General features: G+C 73.4%; 14 protein-coding genes and 1 pseudogene. 5 read left to right on the forward strand and 10 right to left on the reverse strand.

All coding sequences use genetic code 11. From position 1 onward, the window contains the following. Window positions 1-15 precede the first annotated feature (15 nt). The 4 genes from addA to E2C06_RS18645 all read right to left on the reverse strand — a co-directional run bounded on the left by addA (window position 16) and on the right by E2C06_RS18645 (window position 8,629). Window positions 16-3,594 carry a double-strand break repair helicase AddA gene (gene addA / locus E2C06_RS18630; RefSeq protein ID WP_133290118.1) on the reverse strand — a complete coding sequence of 1,193 codons (3,579 nt, stop codon included), beginning with the start codon at window positions 3,592-3,594 and terminating at the stop codon, window positions 16-18. After that, the gene (gene addB, locus E2C06_RS18635; protein WP_133290119.1) at window positions 3,591-6,680 is read right to left on the reverse strand and encodes a double-strand break repair protein AddB; all 3,090 of its coding nucleotides are present in this window, start codon (window positions 6,678-6,680) and stop codon (window positions 3,591-3,593) included. Before addB ends, addA begins: the two co-directional genes overlap by 4 nt. A 36-nt stretch (window positions 6,681-6,716) precedes the next feature. Beyond that, the gene (locus E2C06_RS18640) at window positions 6,717-7,445 is read right to left on the reverse strand and encodes a nucleotidyltransferase family protein (protein ID WP_241671356.1); all 729 of its coding nucleotides are present in this window, start codon (window positions 7,443-7,445) and stop codon (window positions 6,717-6,719) included. Between the two features lie 206 nt (window positions 7,446-7,651). Then, window positions 7,652-8,629, reverse strand: coding sequence for an aminoglycoside phosphotransferase family protein (locus E2C06_RS18645; protein WP_133290120.1), 978 nt, complete (start codon window positions 8,627-8,629; stop codon window positions 7,652-7,654). Window positions 8,630-9,044: 415 nt separating this feature from the next. Between E2C06_RS18645 and E2C06_RS18650 the strand changes: the two genes are divergently transcribed. After that, window positions 9,045-9,236 (forward strand): hypothetical protein, encoded by a 192-nt coding sequence (locus tag E2C06_RS18650; RefSeq protein WP_133290121.1) that lies wholly within the window; start codon window positions 9,045-9,047, stop codon window positions 9,234-9,236. Here E2C06_RS18650 and E2C06_RS40805 read toward each other — a convergent pair. Beyond that, on the reverse strand, window positions 9,187-9,678 hold the full coding sequence (locus tag E2C06_RS40805) for a response regulator (RefSeq protein ID WP_369126540.1): 492 nt from the start codon (window positions 9,676-9,678) through the stop codon (window positions 9,187-9,189). The two genes, E2C06_RS18650 and E2C06_RS40805, sit on opposite strands and share 50 nt — an antisense overlap. A 236-nt stretch (window positions 9,679-9,914) precedes the next feature. On the opposite strand from E2C06_RS40805, the gene E2C06_RS18660 reads away from it, so the two are divergent. Then, window positions 9,915-10,295, forward strand: a complete 381-nt coding sequence (locus E2C06_RS18660; protein ID WP_133290123.1) for a response regulator — start codon at window positions 9,915-9,917, stop codon at window positions 10,293-10,295. Here E2C06_RS18660 and E2C06_RS18665 read toward each other — a convergent pair. The 3 genes from E2C06_RS18665 to tsaE all read right to left on the reverse strand — a co-directional run bounded on the left by E2C06_RS18665 (window position 10,255) and on the right by tsaE (window position 12,247). Beyond that, window positions 10,255-10,638 carry a hypothetical protein gene (locus tag E2C06_RS18665; protein ID WP_133290124.1) on the reverse strand — a complete coding sequence of 128 codons (384 nt, stop codon included), beginning with the start codon at window positions 10,636-10,638 and terminating at the stop codon, window positions 10,255-10,257. The genes E2C06_RS18660 and E2C06_RS18665 overlap by 41 nt on opposite strands. A gap of 118 nt (window positions 10,639-10,756) precedes the next feature. Continuing rightward, on the reverse strand, window positions 10,757-11,383 hold the full coding sequence (locus E2C06_RS18670; protein ID WP_133290125.1) for a trypco2 family protein: 627 nt from the start codon (window positions 11,381-11,383) through the stop codon (window positions 10,757-10,759). 405 nt (window positions 11,384-11,788) lie between these two features. Further along, window positions 11,789-12,247 (reverse strand): tRNA (adenosine(37)-N6)-threonylcarbamoyltransferase complex ATPase subunit type 1 TsaE, encoded by a 459-nt coding sequence (gene tsaE, locus E2C06_RS18675; protein ID WP_133290126.1) that lies wholly within the window; start codon window positions 12,245-12,247, stop codon window positions 11,789-11,791. Between the two features lie 100 nt (window positions 12,248-12,347). Between tsaE and E2C06_RS18680 the strand changes: the two genes are divergently transcribed. Further along, the gene (locus E2C06_RS18680) at window positions 12,348-13,373 is read left to right on the forward strand and encodes an NAD(P)/FAD-dependent oxidoreductase (RefSeq protein WP_133290127.1); all 1,026 of its coding nucleotides are present in this window, start codon (window positions 12,348-12,350) and stop codon (window positions 13,371-13,373) included. 568 nt (window positions 13,374-13,941) lie between these two features. On the opposite strand, the gene E2C06_RS18685 is transcribed toward E2C06_RS18680, so the two are convergent. Both E2C06_RS18685 and tsaD read right to left on the reverse strand, forming a co-directional pair. Further along, a complete protein-coding gene (locus E2C06_RS18685; RefSeq protein ID WP_133290128.1) occupies window positions 13,942-14,340 on the reverse strand; it encodes a hypothetical protein in 399 nt (132 codons plus the stop codon). A 325-nt stretch (window positions 14,341-14,665) separates the two neighbouring features. After that, window positions 14,666-15,715, reverse strand: a complete 1,050-nt coding sequence (tsaD, locus tag E2C06_RS18690; protein ID WP_133290129.1) for a tRNA (adenosine(37)-N6)-threonylcarbamoyltransferase complex transferase subunit TsaD — start codon at window positions 15,713-15,715, stop codon at window positions 14,666-14,668. A gap of 41 nt (window positions 15,716-15,756) precedes the next feature. Here tsaD and hemC point away from each other — a divergent pair, with 41 nt between their 5' ends. Together hemC and E2C06_RS18700 are read left to right on the forward strand one after the other, a co-directional pair. Beyond that, window positions 15,757-16,746 (forward strand): hydroxymethylbilane synthase, encoded by a 990-nt coding sequence (gene hemC / locus E2C06_RS18695; RefSeq protein WP_133290130.1) that lies wholly within the window; start codon window positions 15,757-15,759, stop codon window positions 16,744-16,746. A 4-nt stretch (window positions 16,747-16,750) separates the two neighbouring features. Then, window positions 16,751-16,950 (forward strand): annotated as a pseudogene (locus tag E2C06_RS18700) (uroporphyrinogen-III synthase); the annotation flags it as partial.

Raw genomic sequence — 16,950 nt, forward strand, 5'->3', positions numbered from 1 at the left:
CTCCGGCCATCCGCTTTACGCGGGCTCCACCGCCGCATGCTGGTCCAGCAAATCCCCCGGCAGCGGCATCAGCCGCGCGCCATAGGTCCAGACCAGCACGCAATCCACCGCCCGGCCGGGAAAGGCCTGGCGCAGCACCGCGCGGTAGGCCGCCATCTGCCTGAGGTAGAGCTCCGGCACCTGCCCGGCGGTCGCGGGCGGCGGCCGGTTGGTCTTGTAGTCCAGCACCACCACGCGCCTGGGTGTCACCACCAGCCGGTCCACCTGGCCGGCGACCAGCCGCCCGCCGACGCGGCCGGCGATCGGCGCCTCGGCCAGGCTGCCCGGGGCGAAGGCGGCCGCAGCATCGGGCGCCGAGAGCAGCGCCAGCACCTCGGCCGCGGTCTCCGCCTGCTCGGCCTCGCTCAGCCCATGGCCTGGCCGGGCGAGGAAGCGCCGCGCCGCCGCCTCTCGCTCCGCCTCCGGCCGCTCCGGCAGGTGCTGCAGCAGCGCATGGATCACCCGGCCGCGGCGGAACCGCCGCCCGCCCGGGTCGGCCTCGCCATGCGGCGCCGCGGCCGGCGTCTCGGTCTCGCCGGGCAGGGCGGAGGGCAGGATGGCCACCTCGGCGGCCTCGGGCGGGGCGGGGCGGGTGGCCCAGCCGGGCAGCGGGCCGGCGCTGTCCGCCGCGGCGGCGACCGCATCCGGCTGCGGCGCGGCCTCCTGGCCGCAGGCGGCGCGCCACAGCACCGCCTCGCCGAAGTCGCAGGCCGCGGGGGCGCCGAAGCCGGCATGGTCGAAGGGCGCCTCGGCGGCACGGCCCGCATCCGCCAGCCGCAGGAAGCCGGCCTTCACATGGGTGTACCACTCGCCGGGGTCCTTGCCCCAGCCGCAGACCAGCAGCCGGTCCTCGGCCCGGGTCAGCGCGACGTAGAGCAGGCGGTTCTCCTCCTGCTGCCGCTTCGCCTCGTCGCGCGCCTTGGCATCGAGGTAGGCCTGCGCATGGAAGGACTTGTTCGGCGCCCAGAGCGGCAGCGACAGGCCGTCCTGCTCCAGCCAGCGCAGCGTCTCCGGCGCCCGGCCGGGGCCGACATCGGCCAGGATGACGACCGGCGCCTGCAGCCCCTTGGCGTTGTGCACGGTCATGATCCGCACCGCGTCGCCGCTGCCCTCGGCCTCCCGCTTCACCTCGGCGCCGCCCTGGCGCAGCCAGTGCAGGAAGCCCTGCAGGCTCGGCGGGTGCTTGCGTTCGTAGGCCAGCGCGGCGTTCAGCAGCTCGTCCAGCACGTCCGCCGCCTCCGGCCCCAGCCGCGCCAGCAGCCGCGCCCGGCCGGGCCTGCCATCGGCCGAGGCCTCGCCCAGCACCTCCGCCAGCAGCGCATGCGGCGTCACCAGGTCGGCCCGGCCGGAGAGCCGCGCCAGCCAGGCCGCGGCCAGCGCCTCCGGCCCCTCGGCGGCTTCCGCCCGCCGCGCCATCAGCGCGCCCCAGAGCGAGCCGGGCCGGCCATGCGCGAGGCCGAGCAGCGCCTCCTCCGACAGCCCGACGAGCGGGCTCTTCAGCAGCGCCGCGAGCTGGAGATCATCCTCGGGCAGCAGCAGCACGTCGCAGAGCGCGAGCAGGTCCATGACCGCGATGTGCTCGACCAGCTTGACCCGCGTGACGCCGGCGACCGGCACCTGCCGCGCCTTCAGCGCGCGCACCAGCAGCGGGACGAGCGCGACGTTGGCCTGCTTGCGCAGCAGCACCAGCACGTCGCCGGCCCGCGCCGGGCGGCCGCGCGCCGCCAGCGGCTCGTGCCGGATCATGTGGTCGATGCGCGCGGCCAGGGCCTCGGCCATCAGCGCCTCGGCGCTGGCGACGCGCTCGGGCACCTTCGGCACCTGCCAGGGCTCGGGCGCCGGCGTCTCGGCCGGGCGCAGCAGCGGCCAGAGCTCCACGCAGCCGGCATGGCCGATGCGGTCGGGCACGTGCGACAGCGCCGCGCCGCCGCCGACCACGCCCTCGCAGGCCGGCCCCTCGGCGAAGACCGCGTCGACCAGCGCCAGCACCGGCGCGGTGGAGCGGAAGGAGACGTCGAGCTGCACCGGGCGGAACTCGCCGCCGCCATCGGCCACCTGCCGGCGGTAGTGCTCCGCCCAGGTGGCGAAGCCGGCGGAATCGGCGCCCTGGAAGCCGTAGATCGCCTGCTTGATGTCGCCGACCGCGAAGACGGTGCGGCGCGGCGCCTCCACCGCGGCGGCCGAGAGCGAGCGGGCGCGGGCGCGTTCCACCCCGCTGCCGGCGAAGAACTCGGCGGTCAGCGCGGCGGCGATGCCCCATTGCGCCGGGTTGCTGTCCTGCGCCTCGTCGAGCAGCACGTGGTCGAGCCCGCCGTCGAGCTTGTAGAGCACCCAGGCGCTGCCGGGGTCCTGCAGGATGCGGCGCACATGGTCGATCAGGTCGCCGTAGCCGAGCATGCCGGCCATGCCCTGCCGCGCGCGGTAGCGGGCGATGACCGGCGCGGCCAGCGCCAGCAGCGCGCCGGTCGCGGCGCCCAGCCGGCAGGCGGCGCGCCGGCGCTCGACCTCGAGCAGCCGCTCGCCCTCGGCCAGCAGCGCCGCCAGCACCTCCGCCTGCCGGGCGCCGACGCTTTTCGTCGCCAGGCCGCTCGCGGCGCGCACCGTGCCCTCCCTGGTGTGGAAGACGCTGCACCAGTCGGCGAATTGCGCGGCGCGCGACGCCCCGTCCGCCTCGATCCAGTCGATCAGGCGCCCGGCGCGCTTGCGGTCGTTCTCGTTCTTGCTCGCCCCCAGCAGGCTCGCCGCCAGGCGCAGCGGCGCTTCCTCCGGCGCGCAGGCCGCGGCGACCACGTCGGCCTCGTCCAGGCTGTCCGGCGCGCCGAGCGCGGCGGCGAGGCGGAGCCGCAGCCCGTCGATGCCGTTGCCGCCGTCGAGGCAGCGGGTCAGCCGCTCCCGCGCGGTGTCCTGCAGCAGGCCGCGGGTGACGTCGGAGAAGGTATCGGCCGAGGCGATGCCGGCCAGCAGGGCGAGCTCCCGCGTCACCGCCGCGGTCTGCGCCAGCACCGCCTCGCGCGCCTCGGCCAGCATCGCCGCGGCCTCCTGCTCCTCCAGCACCGTGAACTGCGGGGGCAGGTCGGCTTCCAGCGGGAAGCTGCGCAGCAGCGACTGGCAGAAGGCGTGGATCGTCGAGATCCGCATGCCGCCCGGCATCTCCAGCACCTCGACCAGCAGCCGGCGGGCGCGGCCGAGCAGCCGGTCGTCGGGATCGAGGCCGGTCAGCCCGCGGATCTGCGCGGCCAGCGTCGGCTCCTCCGCCACGGTCCATTCGCCGAGCCGGCGGCGGAGCCGCGTCTGCATCTCCGCCGCCGCGGCGCGGGTAAAGGTCAGGCAGAGGATGCGCCCCGGCACCTGGTCCGGATCGAGCAGCAGCCGCAGCACGCGGTCGATCAGCACCTTGGTCTTGCCGGAGCCCGCCGAGGCGCCGACCCAGGCGGAGACCGCCGGGTCGGAGGCGGCGCGCTGCTGCTGCTCGGCCCGGGTCCGGGCCGCGGCGGAGCCGCCGGTGAAGGCCGCTGGCCGGACCACCACGCCGCGCGGATCCCCGGGCGCGCTCATGCCGGCCCCCGCGCGTCCTCGGCCCCGGCCCATTCGGCCAGGCGCGAAAGGTGGTCGTAGTCGCTGCCGGCCGGCGCCCGCTTCGGATGCGGCCGGGCGACGAAGGCGCGGTCGCCGAGCAGGAAATCGCCGACCAGGCCGAGCAGCGCCGAGCGCGCATCGTCGGCGAGCTGGCGGACCAGCGGCGCGCCCTCGACGGCGCGCTTCTCCTCGCCCGGGACCGGCCCGCCGGAGAGCTTCCAGTAGACCAGCGCCGCGGCATCGGCGGGCGCGACGCCCTCGAAGCCGCCGGCCGCGGCGATCGCCGCCTCCAGCGTCAGTTGCGGCTTGCGGCCGTCCCGCACCGCCTCGCCGGTCGGCGGCTCGCCGGTCTTGTAGTCGAGCAGCCGCAGGCCCTGCGGCGTGACGTCGATGCGGTCGGCATAGGCGGTCAGCACCACCTCCCGCCCGTCGAGGCGGAGCGGCAGCTCGCCGCGCAGCTCGACGAGGCTCGGGACCGGCCCCTCGCCCTGGCGCATCGCCGCCTCCTGCTCGACCGCGAAGCCGCCGATGCGGTCGAGCCGCGGGGTCCAGAAGGCGGCGAGGCCGGGGCGGGGCGCCGCCTGCTCCAGCGCCTCCCGCGCCGCCTCGGCCCACCGGGCGCGGGCGGCGTCGGCACCGGGCCAGGGCCGGCCCGAGAGGCGGCGGACGAAGCCGGCCATCGCCGCATGCACCAGGTTGCCGTAGTCGAGCGCCCCGGCATCGGCATCGAGCGGGTCGAGCGCCCTGAGCCGCAGCACGTGCCGCGCATAGAAGGCGTAGGGGTCGGCGATCAGGGTCTCGACCTGGGTGACGGAGATGCGGGCCGGGCGCTGGTCCGGCCGCGGCCGCGGCGCCGGCCGACCGCAGGGCTCGGGCCGGTCGGTGCGGTCGAGCTGGCCGGCCCAGCCCATGGCCGGGCCCTGGTCCAGCGCCAGCCCGTCCTGGCCCTGCAGGAAGGTCTCGATCCGGGTCAGCCAGCGGGCCGGGACGGTCGGCGCGCCGCCGCGCCGGGCGGCGCGCGACAGCACCGCGACCGGGGCGGAACAGGCCGCCAGCAGGAAGTCGGCGCAGACCCGGCCGATCCGCGCCTCCGGCTCGGGCAGGCCGAAATCCTTCCGCATCGGCCGGCTCATCCAGGGGCCGGGATCGGTCGCCAGCGGCCAGACGGTCTCGTCGAGCGCGCCCAGCACCACGCGGTCGAAGGTCAGCAGCCGGGCTTCCAGCAGGCCGAGGATCTCGACCCGCGGATGCGCGCCGTGCTCGCGCCCGCGGGTCGCGCGGAGGCTCGGCGCCGCGGCGCCCGCCATCGCCGCGTCGAACAGCGCCGGCCAGGCGGCGGCGGCGACCGGCGGCATCGCCTCCATCGCCGGGTCCAGCGCTGCCAGGTGCGCGGCCAGCGCCTCGCCCTCCTCCCCGGCATAGAGCCTGAGCCCGCCGGCCACCAGCGCGGTCGCGGCCAGCGCCTCGGCGGCCGCCAGATGCGCCGCGAGCAGGTCGCGCGGCGGGCGGGTCACGCCCTCCGGCAGGCCGGTGAAGCCGCCGAGCGCCGTCTCCAGCACCCCGAGCAGGGCCATGACCTCGGCCAGCGCCGCGGCCTCGGCCTCCCGCGCCAGGCCGGCACGGGCCGCCGCGCGCAGGCCCTCGAGGCCAGGGCCCGGCCGCGCTCCGCGCAGCGCCGCCAGCTCGAGCCGCCGCACCGCGGCGGCCCAGCGCGGCCGGTCCCAGCCGCCGGCGCACAAGGGGTGCTTGAGCACCGCGAGCAGCGGCACCGGCGCCAGCTCGGTCGCGGCCAGCCGGGCGAGCAGCCGCAGGAAGGCGCCGGCCGGGGTCTCGCCCAGCGGCTCGCCGGCGCTGTCGTCGGCGGTCACGCCATGCCGCGCCAGCTCGGCCGAGACGCGCCGCGCCAGGTCGCGGTCCGGCGTCACCAGCGCGGCGCGCGCCTTCGGGTCCTCGAGCGCCTCGCGCAGGGTCAGCGCGATCGCCACCGCCTCGGCCTGGGCGTCGGGCGCGGTGAGCTGGCTGAGGCCCTCCAGCGCCGGCCGCCATTCGGAGGGGCGGCGGGACTGCCAGGCCGGCAGGCCGGCGGCCGGGCGCAGCGCCATGCCGAGCAGCGCCGGGCGGCGCTCGGGCACCGCGAGCGGCACCGCCTCGTCGGCCGGGCAGCCATGCCAGCGCTTCACGTCCTCCTGCCGCGCGCCGAGCCGCTGGAGCAGCCGGTGCTGGCCGCAGAAGGGATGCGTCGGGGCGTCGTGGATCGCCTCCCACATCCGCGGCTCCAGGCTGCCGGCGTCGAGGCCGTGCAGCACCACGCAGCCCTGCGGCAGCTCGGTGGCGACGACGCGCAGCAGCTCCTCGGCGGCCGGGATGGTGCCGCCGACGCCGATGCCGGCGGCGATCACCGGGTCGCGCGGCGGGTCCTGCTGCCAGGCGCGGGTCTGCGCCCTGAGCGCCTGGGCGCGGCGCATGCCGATGTCGAGCAGCCCCTCCCGCGCCAGCCAGTCCTGCCATTGCGCCATGACGCCGCGGACGAAGCGGAGGGTGATCTGCCAATGCGCCGCATGGGTGTCGGGCACCAGCTTCTCGAGCCGCTCGAGCCAGGCATCGTTCAGCGCCTCGGGCGGGCTGCCGGCCAGCAGGTCGAGGTCGGTCTCCTCCAGCGCGATCTCGTCGAGCAGGGTGGCGAGCGCCCCGGCCAGCGACCAGGCCTGCTCCGGCGTCGCCGGGCCGCCGCGGTCCTTCGGCAGGCGGGCGATGTAGCCGGCCAGCACCGCCTGGCGGCGCAGCGGGTCGACCGCCGGCGGCAGGTCGAGCAGCACGGGCAGGGCCAACTCGTCGGCATCCTCGGTCGAGAGCCCGGCCAGCGCCCGCATCCGCGGCAGCAGCAGGGCGCGGCCGTGTGCCGCGCGCAGGAAGGCGACCCGCAGCGCGCGGGCCGAGCGCCGCGTCGGCAGCAGGATGGTGACGCGGGAAAGGCGTTCCGGCGCATCCCCGGGAATCGACCGCAGCACGCCGGCCGCGAGGCAATCGAGGAAGGGAAGGTGGGCCGGGATGGCGTGCAGCCTCATCGGCGCGCTTCCCGCGGGGCGGGCGTCACGCCCGGCTCAGAACAGCGCCCGCACCAGCCCCGCCCGCACCGCGGCCTCGGCCCGTTCCAGATCCGGCGGCGTCGAGAGATGGAACCACACCCCGTCATGCACCAGGGCAAACAGCCGCCCCGAGTCGATGGCCCGATCATAGAGGATGTTCAGGCTGAAGGGGCCTTCCGGCACGTCCCGCACCAGGCCGGGCGAGAGGATCTGCACGCCGGCGAAGACATAGGGGGCCAACTCGCGCTCCTTCGGCCGCCTGACACGGCCGAGCGGGTCGAGGAAGAAGTCGCCGCGGCCGATCTCGCCGTCGACCTGGGCGGCGCGCACCACCAGCAGCATCCCGTCCATCTGCGCCGGATCGAAGGCGGCGGCCATGCGGCCGAGCGCCTGGCGCGGCCCGTCCAGCCAGACGCTGTCGCCATTGGCGACGACGAAGGGGGCCTCGCCCAGATGCGGCAGGGCGCGGGCGACGCCGCCGCCGGTCTCGAGCAGCAATTCCTCCCGCTGCAGGGACAGGCGCGGCGCGGCGCGGGCGGCGACCGCGGCGGCGACCTTCCCGGCCTGCCAATGGGCATTGACCACGGCCTGCTGCACCCCGGCGGCCTCCAGGCGGTCCAGCGCGTGGTCCAGCAGGCTGCGGCCGCCGAGGGTCAGCAGCGGCTTGGCGGTGGTCTCGGTCAGCGGCCGCATCCGCAGGCCGAGGCCGGCGGCGAGGACCATGCCATGGGTCAGCGTGATCACGCGGGGACAACTCCGGCTGCTGGGGCGGGGATCGTGGCGCCTTCCTACGACGCCGGGGCGCGGTACGGAAGCAGATCGGGACGACGGTATTCTCCCCGGACGCCTCTTCTGTTTCCGCGAAGCGGCAACCGCCCGGCGGCGGCGCCCGGCCCTGCGTTCGGAGCGGCTTCGGACGCCGGGGCGTCCGCGCCCGCCCGCCATCCGTTCTAGCCCGGCATGGGGTTGCGCCGCAGCGCCTCCGGCACGTGCGCGTCGAGGAAGTCCCGCAGCGGCGCGCAGGCCGGCTGCGACAAGGACCGTTGCAGCAGCGCCCAGCAGCGCGGCCCGTGCCTCAGGTAGCCCGGCTTGCCGTCCCGCCGGTCCAGCCGCACCCAGAGCGCGGCCACGCGCAGGTGCCGCTGCGCCCCGCAGGCCGCCATGGCGCCGAGGAAGCCGCCGCGGTCGAGTCCCGGCCGCGCCGCGAGATAGGCGGCGACCGCGGCCCGGCGGGTCGCCGCCTCGACGTCGCGCCGGGCATCCTCGACCAGCGAGATCAGGTCATAGGCGGGGTGGCCCAGCGCGCCGTCCTGGAAGTCGAGGATGCCGGTGCGGCGCGGGCCGCCGCGCGCCTCGAGGCGCATCAGGTTGGCCGGGAAGTAGTCGCGGTGGACGAAGCCCTGCGCCCCGGCGAAGGGCGCCAGCATGGCGTGGAGCGCGGCATCGAGTTCGGTGCGGACCGCGTCGGACGGGGCCGCGCCGAAGGCGGCCGGCCACCACCAGTCGAGAAAGGTCGCGGCCGTCGCGCGGGCCATCGCGGCGGCGTCCCAGGCCGGCAGGCCGGGCGGCACCGGGGCGGCGTGCAGCGCCGCCAGCGCCTCGGCCGCCTCGGTGTAGAGCGGCACCGGGTCGGCGCCGGCATCGAGCAGCGCGGCATGGGTCGCGTCGCCGAAATCCTCGATGAGGAGGAAGCCGGCCCCGGCATCCTCGGCGATGATCTCGGGCAGCGAGAGGCCGGCGGCGAGGAAGTGGCGGGCCAGCGCGGCGAAGGGGCGCACGTCCTCGGGCGGCGGCGCGTCCATCAGCAGCGCCGGGCGGGGGCCGCCGACCAGGCGCGTATAGGTGCGGAGGGAGGCATCGGCCGCGAGCGGGCGGCGCTCGGCGGCGGCATAGCCATGGGCGGCGAGGAAGGGATCGGGATATCGCATGTGGGGGCTGTCATGGACCGGCGGGGCGGGGATGTCAGCCGGGAAAGCGGGGCGGGGGGTGTAGCGGAGGTCGGCTGTCGACCCGGAGCGGACCCCTCTGCAGCCGTCGCCCTACCCCACAGGCGGACCACTCCTGAGGGGTCAGGTCAGTCACCGATGGTCGCCTCGCCCGATCCCGTGAACCGCAGCGCCGTCCGGATGCCAATCGGCGCCGAGTGGCCGCACCCCGCTCCGCCCTGACATCCAGCGGAGAACCGAATGGTATCCGCTGTCGGAAGGTAGCAGCGTAGTCGGACCCTGCCATCCGGGCCGATCGGATCAGGGTCTGCTTGATGCCGCGACATGCGCGAACAAATATAGAACTTAGCCGTTGGTTTCGGCGATCGACTCAGGATGGCTGGATAGGCAATCGCTGATGAGCACCGACCTCGACAAGCTGGTCGTAGAGGCCGAGGCCGACCGCCTCAGCGGGATCTACGTCCGGATCACGATGCTGGCTCGGGCCCAGCGCATCGACTTCATCCGGGCAGGCCGTGAGGCGGTCGCCGAGGGGCTGGTCAGCGCGGCGGACTGGCTGATGGTGCGGGAGGCCATGGGGAGGCAGTAAGGGCGTCCTCTCGGCGCCGACGCGGAAACGGCGGTGTTCCAGTTCGTCTTCGGTCAATCACTGCCCACACTGCTTGGGACAGGTCTCCCGGAGCCACTGGCTTTTCCAGCCGCTCGGTTGGCCCACCAAGTCCACGTAAGTCAGCCTCAGGAGATGAAAAGGAAAATCCAGTTACGACAACAACTGGAAGATGAGGTACTCGTTCGCGCAGACTGCGTATGACGCTGCGGCCGGACGCGCATTCTCGCAACCGAAGATCAACGACAGCGACCGTAAGATCATCAATCGGCATGGCTTCGACCTGTAATGGGCTCATCGCCAGAACACAGGTGAAGCCCTCAGCGACAAGTACATTCTCGATGTCCATCGCGATCAACACTTCATCCTCAACGATAAGGGCGAGTTGATCGCCTGCATGCCGCTTGTTCACTTGGCCTTTCATGCAAATATAATGCGCATGCACATTCAGAGTTGCTTAGTGCATTTCTGGTTTGGGCTTGACGCCACAGATTTTTGGAAAAGCGAGCAGACACTGTGGATCAGAAGCTCGCATGCAGAGTAGTACGACATCGTACAATACAACTTATGCGAGTAAATTGCTCGTGTGGGTTGGTTATATCTTCTTACCTTTCCAGCCATCCAGCGGCAGCATCAAACCAGCAGTGAAGCGGGGTCACCATGTGCGTGCTGCTGGTTGAGGACGATGTCCTTGTTCGCTTGACGTTGATTGAATTCCTGGAAGACGCAGGCTTAACAGTTATAGATGTCGGGGATGCTTCCACCGCACTTGATATCATGGAAGAGAAAGCCAGCGGTATCACGGTCATGATCACCGATTTAAATCTCGGCTTAGGAGATGATGGATTGATGTTGGCTGCCAAAGCGCGTTTGAACATGCCCGATTTGCGTGTTGTCTATGCGACTGGAAATCCTCGAATGCTGATGGGTCATATTCTTCAACCTTGGGAGCGAGCTTTCATCAAGCCGTTTGACGCGAGCAAACTGGTCTCGGAAGTTCTTACTCTCGATCAGGATTTGCGGTGTTCGATGGGATTATGATCTGCTGACTTCGTGTGTCTGTTCCAGCTTTGGCTACGCTGTGACCGCTTCCCTCCGCCGGCATCTGAACCGGTGTCCTCTCGCCATAGCGGATCACGGCTTCAGCAAGAGCCTTGTCGTCCATCAGCACGCTGCCTTCGGGAGTGGTGATGCGGAACGGGGTCCCTGTGCCACCTGATACCAACCTGTAAGCCTCTGCCACTGCCGCTTCGACGCTTTCCTGCGTGCTGCTTGGCAATGCGCGCCTGCCCCAGAAGTGCAGCACCGCAGGTGACGATGAAGTTTCCCGCCGCATGGCGCGGGCGATGGCCCCAAAGTCGTTGGCGAGGAAGTCAGCCGTCACCGGTCGTCCTCTTCCTTCGGGAGACGACGCGGTCAGCCCGAGCCGTGCCGCCTGCCGCCTGCCGCCCTCCAAGCGGCGATGGCGCTGGCATTCGCCGCACCAGGAGCTATCTGGGCCGTTATCCTTGCGGCTCCCAGCCCCCCTTGTCCGTTGGTGCCCCACCAAGACCAAGCAAGCCGTCGCGCGCGATCGATGTTACGGCCTGGTAGCGTGGATCCTCCGGGTTCTGCATAACACTCTGGAGGCCTTGGAACAGGGCTTGGTTGGCGACGAAGGGATCGATGACCAACCCAGCTCCTTCCTGTCCCAGTACGATCTCGTGTATCTTGGGATCCGCCAGCACGAGTTCGCCCAACCGCAATTCGGGCGTAACGTCCGGGACAGGCCTGTGGCCGACCACCTCGGTCTTCGTGTGGTCCGGTCGAGCGGCTAAGGGCCCAGCACGCATGTTGCCTGGAACCTGCACTACCTCTGTCTCCTTGGGGAGAGCCTCGACCGGCTGAAGCACCAGCTTGACCCTGTGAGTGCTCTGGTCGCCGACCTTGGCCCTCCCGGAGGCCTCGAAGATCGTCCAGGCCGTGACCTTCCCCCCCGCCTCGCCCTCACGGCTGAAAGCGATGGAAAGCTCGAGTTCCAGGTTCGCGGGCTTGAAGCGGATCCGTTGTCCCGCTCCCTCGGTCATCGCCGTCTCGAGTTGGCTTCGCAGTTCCCGAATCGCTTCGGCAATCGTGATTTTCTCAGACACCAGAACCTCCACTGAGACCTTGGCCGTGAGGCTTGCGCGACCTGCTCCTTGCCTGGAAACCCCCGAAATTCCGGGCAACCGGGCGGAAGCATCCGCTGGCGGTGTATGTTCCACCCAGATTGGACCGTTCGAAAGCTGGCCGAATGGCACCCCCGGTTCGGGCTTCACCGATAGGCATGACGCCGCAGATGCGGTTGCCGCGTGTGCAGCGAGCGAAGGGGGTTGCTGGAATCATCCTACTCATGACCGGCCCCCGCCGAGTGGTCCGCGGGAAATCTAGTGAACCATTGCTGCCGCGCCCTCTCCTGACCCGCTGCGCAGCCCTGCCATCGCGACGGGTTCTTGGGCGGGCGGTCGAGCAATGCTGACCGGTCCGCTGCCCGCCCAAAGCCGACTGCCCTTCTGTCACCCCACCTCACCCATCCGCCCATCCCACCCCGACAGCACCGCCACCCGTTCCTCCTCCCCCGCGCCATAGGCCAGCCGCACCACCAGCGCCCCCTCCGGCCGCAACCCGCCCAGCCGTTCCGGCCATTCGACGATCACCAGCCCGTCCCGCGCCTCCTCCCAGCCCAGCTCCGCCACCTCGGCCGGGCCGGACAGGCGATAAAGGTCGTAGTGATGCGCTTCCCACCCCCCCGGCAACTCGTAGCTCTGCACCAGGGTGAAGCTGGGGGAGGGGACCTCGAGGCCCGGGTCGCCCGCCAGCGCCCGCAGCAGGGCGCGGGCGAAGGCGCTCTTCCCCGCCCCCAGCGGCCCTTCCAGCAGCACCGCATCGCCCGGCCGCAGCCGCGGCGCCAGGCGCGCCGCCAGCCGCCCGGTGGCGGCGAGGTCGGGCAGGTGCAGGGTGATCGGGCCTGGCATGGTGCTCCCGGGCAGGGTTCGGGCTTGGTCGCGGCGCGCATGTCCTGTAGGACCCCCGGCTTCCTCGGGAAAGACGCCGATGGCGGCGGGAATGGATGGCATGCGGGCTTCAGGGGTGACTGTGGAGACGGACGTGGCGGTGATCGGCGCCGGGCCCGTCGGGCTCTTCGCGGTCTTCCAGTGCGGCATGCTGCGGATGCGCTGCGTGGTGGTCGATGCGCTGGACGCCATCGGCGGGCAATGCGCCGCGCTTTACCCGGAGAAGCCGATCTTCGACATCCCCGCGCATCCCGAGATCGAGGGCGGCGCCCTGATCCACAAGCTGGAGGCCCAGGCCGCCCCCTTCACCCCGCTCTACCTGCTGGGCCGCCGGGTCGAGACGCTGCGCGAGCTGGACGGGGAATGGCAGCTCGGCACCAGCGCCGGCGACACCATCAAGGCCCGCGCGGTGATCCTCGCGGCCGGGGCCGGCGCCTTCGGCCCGAACCGCCCGCCGCTCGAGGGCCTGCCGGGCTACGAGGCCTCGGGCGCCGTGCGCTACCTGGTGGCGCGGCGGGAGGACTTCCGCGGCAAGCGGGTGGTGATCGCCGGCGGCGGCGACAGCGCGGTGGACTGGGCGCTGAGCCTGAAGGAGGTCGCGGCCCATGTCACCGTGGTCCACCGCCGGCCGAAATTCCGCGCCGCGCCCGAAAGCAGCGCCCGGCTCGACGCCGCCGCGGCGCGCGGCGAGGTGGAGATGGCCATCCCCTACCAGCTGCACGGCCTCGAGGGCGACGGGTCGCGACTGACCGGGGTGGTGCTCTCGACCCTGAAGGGGGAGCAGAAGGCGGTCCCGGCCGACCACCTGCTGGCCTTCTACGGCCTGTCGATGGAGCTCGGCCCGATCGCCCATTGGGGCCTCGGCCTGTCCCACAGCCACGTCGCCGTGGCGCCGGCGACCTGCGAGACCAGCCTGCCCGGCATCCACGCGATCGGCGACATCGCCACCTATCCCGGCAAGCTGAAGCTGATCCTGCAGGGCTTCTCCGAGGCGGCGATGGCGGCCCATGCCATCCATCCCCGGGTCTTCCCCGGCGAGGCGCTGCATTTCGAGTACAGCACCAGCAAGGGCGTCCCGGCGGGCTGAACCGCGGCCATCCGACCTGACGCGGTTCTCCCACGCCGGCGCATGGCAGGTGTCTCCCGAGGCACTGGCGGGGGGGCGATCGCGGCCGTCGGGCCGGACTGGACGGGCGCCGGCCTCGGCGACGCCGACGCGACGGACGCGCCGGCATCCTCTGGCGCCAGGCCGGGACGGGCAGGATCGCGCCCTGGACGATGGACGGCACCAGCCATATCGGCGGCGGCGGGGTCGCCAGGTCGGGACGGATCGGCGGGTCGCCGGCATCGGCGGCCTGCCGCGCGCCATCCTTTGGCGCCAGGGCCGCGACGGGACGCTGCCGGATCGGCGGATAAACAGCACCGCCAGGATCGGCGGCGGCATGGCAGCGAGGGCGGGCGCCGGCTGACGGGTTGCCGGTGCCGGCGGCGCCGTTTCCGGCTTCGTCCGGCGGGAGGCCGGCGGCGCGCTGGTGATCCGGCAGGGGACCGGCACCGCCGTGGCCGCGACCCGCGACCCCGGCAATGCCCGCGGCACCTGGGTGCTGGCCTGACCGGCTGGCGGCGGCGCGCCGTGCCGCGTCAGGCCGGCGGCATCAGGCCTCCATCGCCCCGTGCTTGCGGAGCAGCCCGTCCATCCGCTCGCGGTCGGCCCGCGGCACCTCGAGCCGCATCATCACCCGGTCGTCGTCGAGGTCGATCGAGGCGCAGCGCCGGTCGATCGGCCCCTCCCGCACCGCGGCCTCGAGCGCCAGCTTCGCCGTCTCGCTGTCGGGAAAGCGCATCGAGAGCGTGACGCCGTCGTCGCAGGGCGCCGGCTTGCTGTCCGAGGCGTGCATCATCGCCTCGGGCCGCTCGGCCCGCGAGCCCTGGGACGTGGTCGCGGCGACCGGGTCGCTGGCCGGGAAGGTCTGCTCGACGCCGGATTCGAGGCTGGCCTCGGAGGTGTTCTCGGGGTGGTCGGCGCCCTGCTTCGGGCTGGTCTGGGTGGCCATGATGGAGGTGTCCCTCTCCGCTTGACCCGGGGGAACGCGCCGGTGGTGCCGGGGTTCGCCGGGATGTTGCGGGAGCGGCCGGGTTGTTGCTGGTTGAATTGAAACGATATTCCTGCTATGGGAATACCATCAAGGTCAGCGGTCCGCCCGGGCCGGGGCGGCAGCCGGCGCGCGGCGGCGCTTGAGAACCTCAAATCCACAATTCCTGAGGCCGGCCGGGCGGAAGGCCTGGGCGGGCCTTGCCTTCGCCGCGGAAGGACCGGAACGGCCTCAAGAATCCTGAGGCGGATTGTGCGGAATTGTGGGGTTTGGCCGCCTCAAATCCTCAAGCCGCGGCGGCCGGGGCCGCCATCGCCTCGAGCGGCCAGCGCGGCCGCGGCGCATGGCCGACCTCGTCGGTCAGGCCGCGCCGCAGCCGCTCGATCCCGGCCCAGGCGACCATGACGGCATTGTCGGTGCAGAGCCGGATGGGCGGCGCCACCAACGGCAGGCCGCGCTGCGCCGCCGCGCCGGCGAGCGCCGCGCGGACGCCCTGGTTGGCGGCGACGCCCCCGGCCACCACCAGCGCCGTCGCCCCCGGCAGCATGTCGAGCGCATGCCGCGCCCGGTCGGCCAGCACCGCGGCGACCGAGGCCTGGAAGGCGGCGGCGATGTCGGCCCGGTCCTGCCCGGTGCCGGCGCTGCGGGCGACCGCATGCGCCACCGCGGTCTTCAGGCCGGACCAGGAGAAGTCGCAGCCCGCCCGCCCCAGCAGCGGCCGCGGCAGCGGGATGCGCGCGGGGTCGCCCCGCGTCGCCAGCCGTTCCAGCGCCGGCCCGCCCGGCCAGGGCAGGCCGAGCAGCTTGGCCGACTTGTCGAAGGCCTCGCCCACCGCGTCGTCGAGCGTGGTGCCGAGCCGCCGGTAGCGGCCGACCTCCTCGACCGCCACGCATTGGCAATGCCCGCCCGAGAGCAGCATCAGCAGGTAGGGGAAGCGGATGGGGTCCGGCACCAGGCCCGGCAGGGTGGCGGTCAGCGCGTGGGCTTCCAGGTGGTTCACCGCGACGAAGGGCAGGCCGTGCGCGAGGGCGATCCCCTTGCCGAGGCTGCTGCCGACGATCAGCCCGCCGATCAGCCCCGGCCCCGCCGTGGCCGCGACGCCGGCCAGCCGCGGGTAGTCGAGCCCCGCCTCGGCCATCACCTGGGCGACCAGCCGCGGCAGGTGGTCGAGGTGGGCGCGGGCGGCGATCTCCGGCACCACGCCGCCATAGGGGGAGTGTTCCGCGAGCTGGCTCAGCACCGCCTCGGCCAGGATGCTGCCGTCGGCGCGCAGCACCGCCGCCGCGGTCTCGTCGCAGCTCGATTCCAGCCCCAGCACGGCGGCGTCGCGGTCCATCACGGCTTCCTCTGCTTCTCCGGCGGTTCTATGACGGCTGCATGCCTTCCGGCCAAACCCAAGCCGAGATCCCGCGCCACGGCGGCCTGCTGCCGCTGCGGGTCGGCACCCGCGGCTCGCCCCTCGCGCTGTGGCAGACGCGGCATTTCCTGTCGATCATCGGCGTGCTCTGCCCCGTGCTGCGCGCCGCGCAGGCCTTCGAGGAGCACGTGATCGCCACCTCCGGCGACCAGATCCTCGACCGCCGCCTGGCCGATATCGGCGGCAAGGGCCTCTTCGCCAAGGAGATCCACGAGGCGCTGCTGGACCGGCGGGTGGATTTCGCCGTCCACAGCCTGAAGGACCTCGAGACCGAGCTGCCGCCCGGCATCGTGCTCGCCTGCACCCTGAAGCGGGAGGATGCGCGGGACGCCATCATCCTCGGGCAGGGCTGCGGCGCGCCGGATCCGGCCGACCCCTACGGCTGCCTGCCCGCCGGCGCCGTGATCGGCACGGCCTCGGTCCGCCGCCAGAGCCAGATCCTGGCGGCCCGGCCCGACCTCCGCTGCGCGATGATCCGCGGCAACGTGCAGACCCGGCTGGGGCGGGTGCGCGGCGGGGAGTTCGCCGCCAGCCTGCTGGCGCTGGCCGGGCTGAAGCGGCTCGGCCTCGAGGCCGAGGCGGCGGTCGTCATCGACCCCGAGGCGATGGTCCCGGCCGCCGGCCAGGGCATCGTCGGCATCACCGTCCGCGCAGCCGACGAGGAGCTGCGCGAGCTGCTTTCGGCGATCGAGGACCGCACGGCGGCGGCGGTGAGCCGGGCGGAGCGCGCCTTCCTCGGCGCGCTCGACGGTTCCTGCCGCACCCCGATCGGCGGCCATGCCAGGCTGCTGCCGGATGGCAGCCTGCACCTGACCGGGCTGGTGGCGCGGCCGGACGGATCCTTCCTGTTGAAGCGGTCGCTGACCGGCCCGGCCACCGATGCGGTGCGGCTCGGCGCCGAGCTCGGCGACAGCCTGCGGGCCGACAGCCCCGCCGACCTCTTCGCCTGAGACCATGCCGGGCGGCGTCCTGATCACCCGGCCGGAGCCCGGCGCGGCCGAGACCGCGCGCCGGGTCGCGGCGCTGGGCTGGCGGCCGATCCTTGCCCCCGCCCTGGTCCTGGCGCCGCGGCCCTTCGCCGCGCCGGCGGCCCAGGCCCTGCTGCTGACCAGCCGCGCCGCGGCCCGCGCCCTGCCGCCCTGCGGCCTGCCGGT

This window comes from Dankookia rubra (assembly GCF_004355005.1).
In the GTDB taxonomy this organism is placed as follows: Bacteria; Pseudomonadota; Alphaproteobacteria; order Acetobacterales; family Acetobacteraceae; genus Paracraurococcus; species Paracraurococcus ruber_A.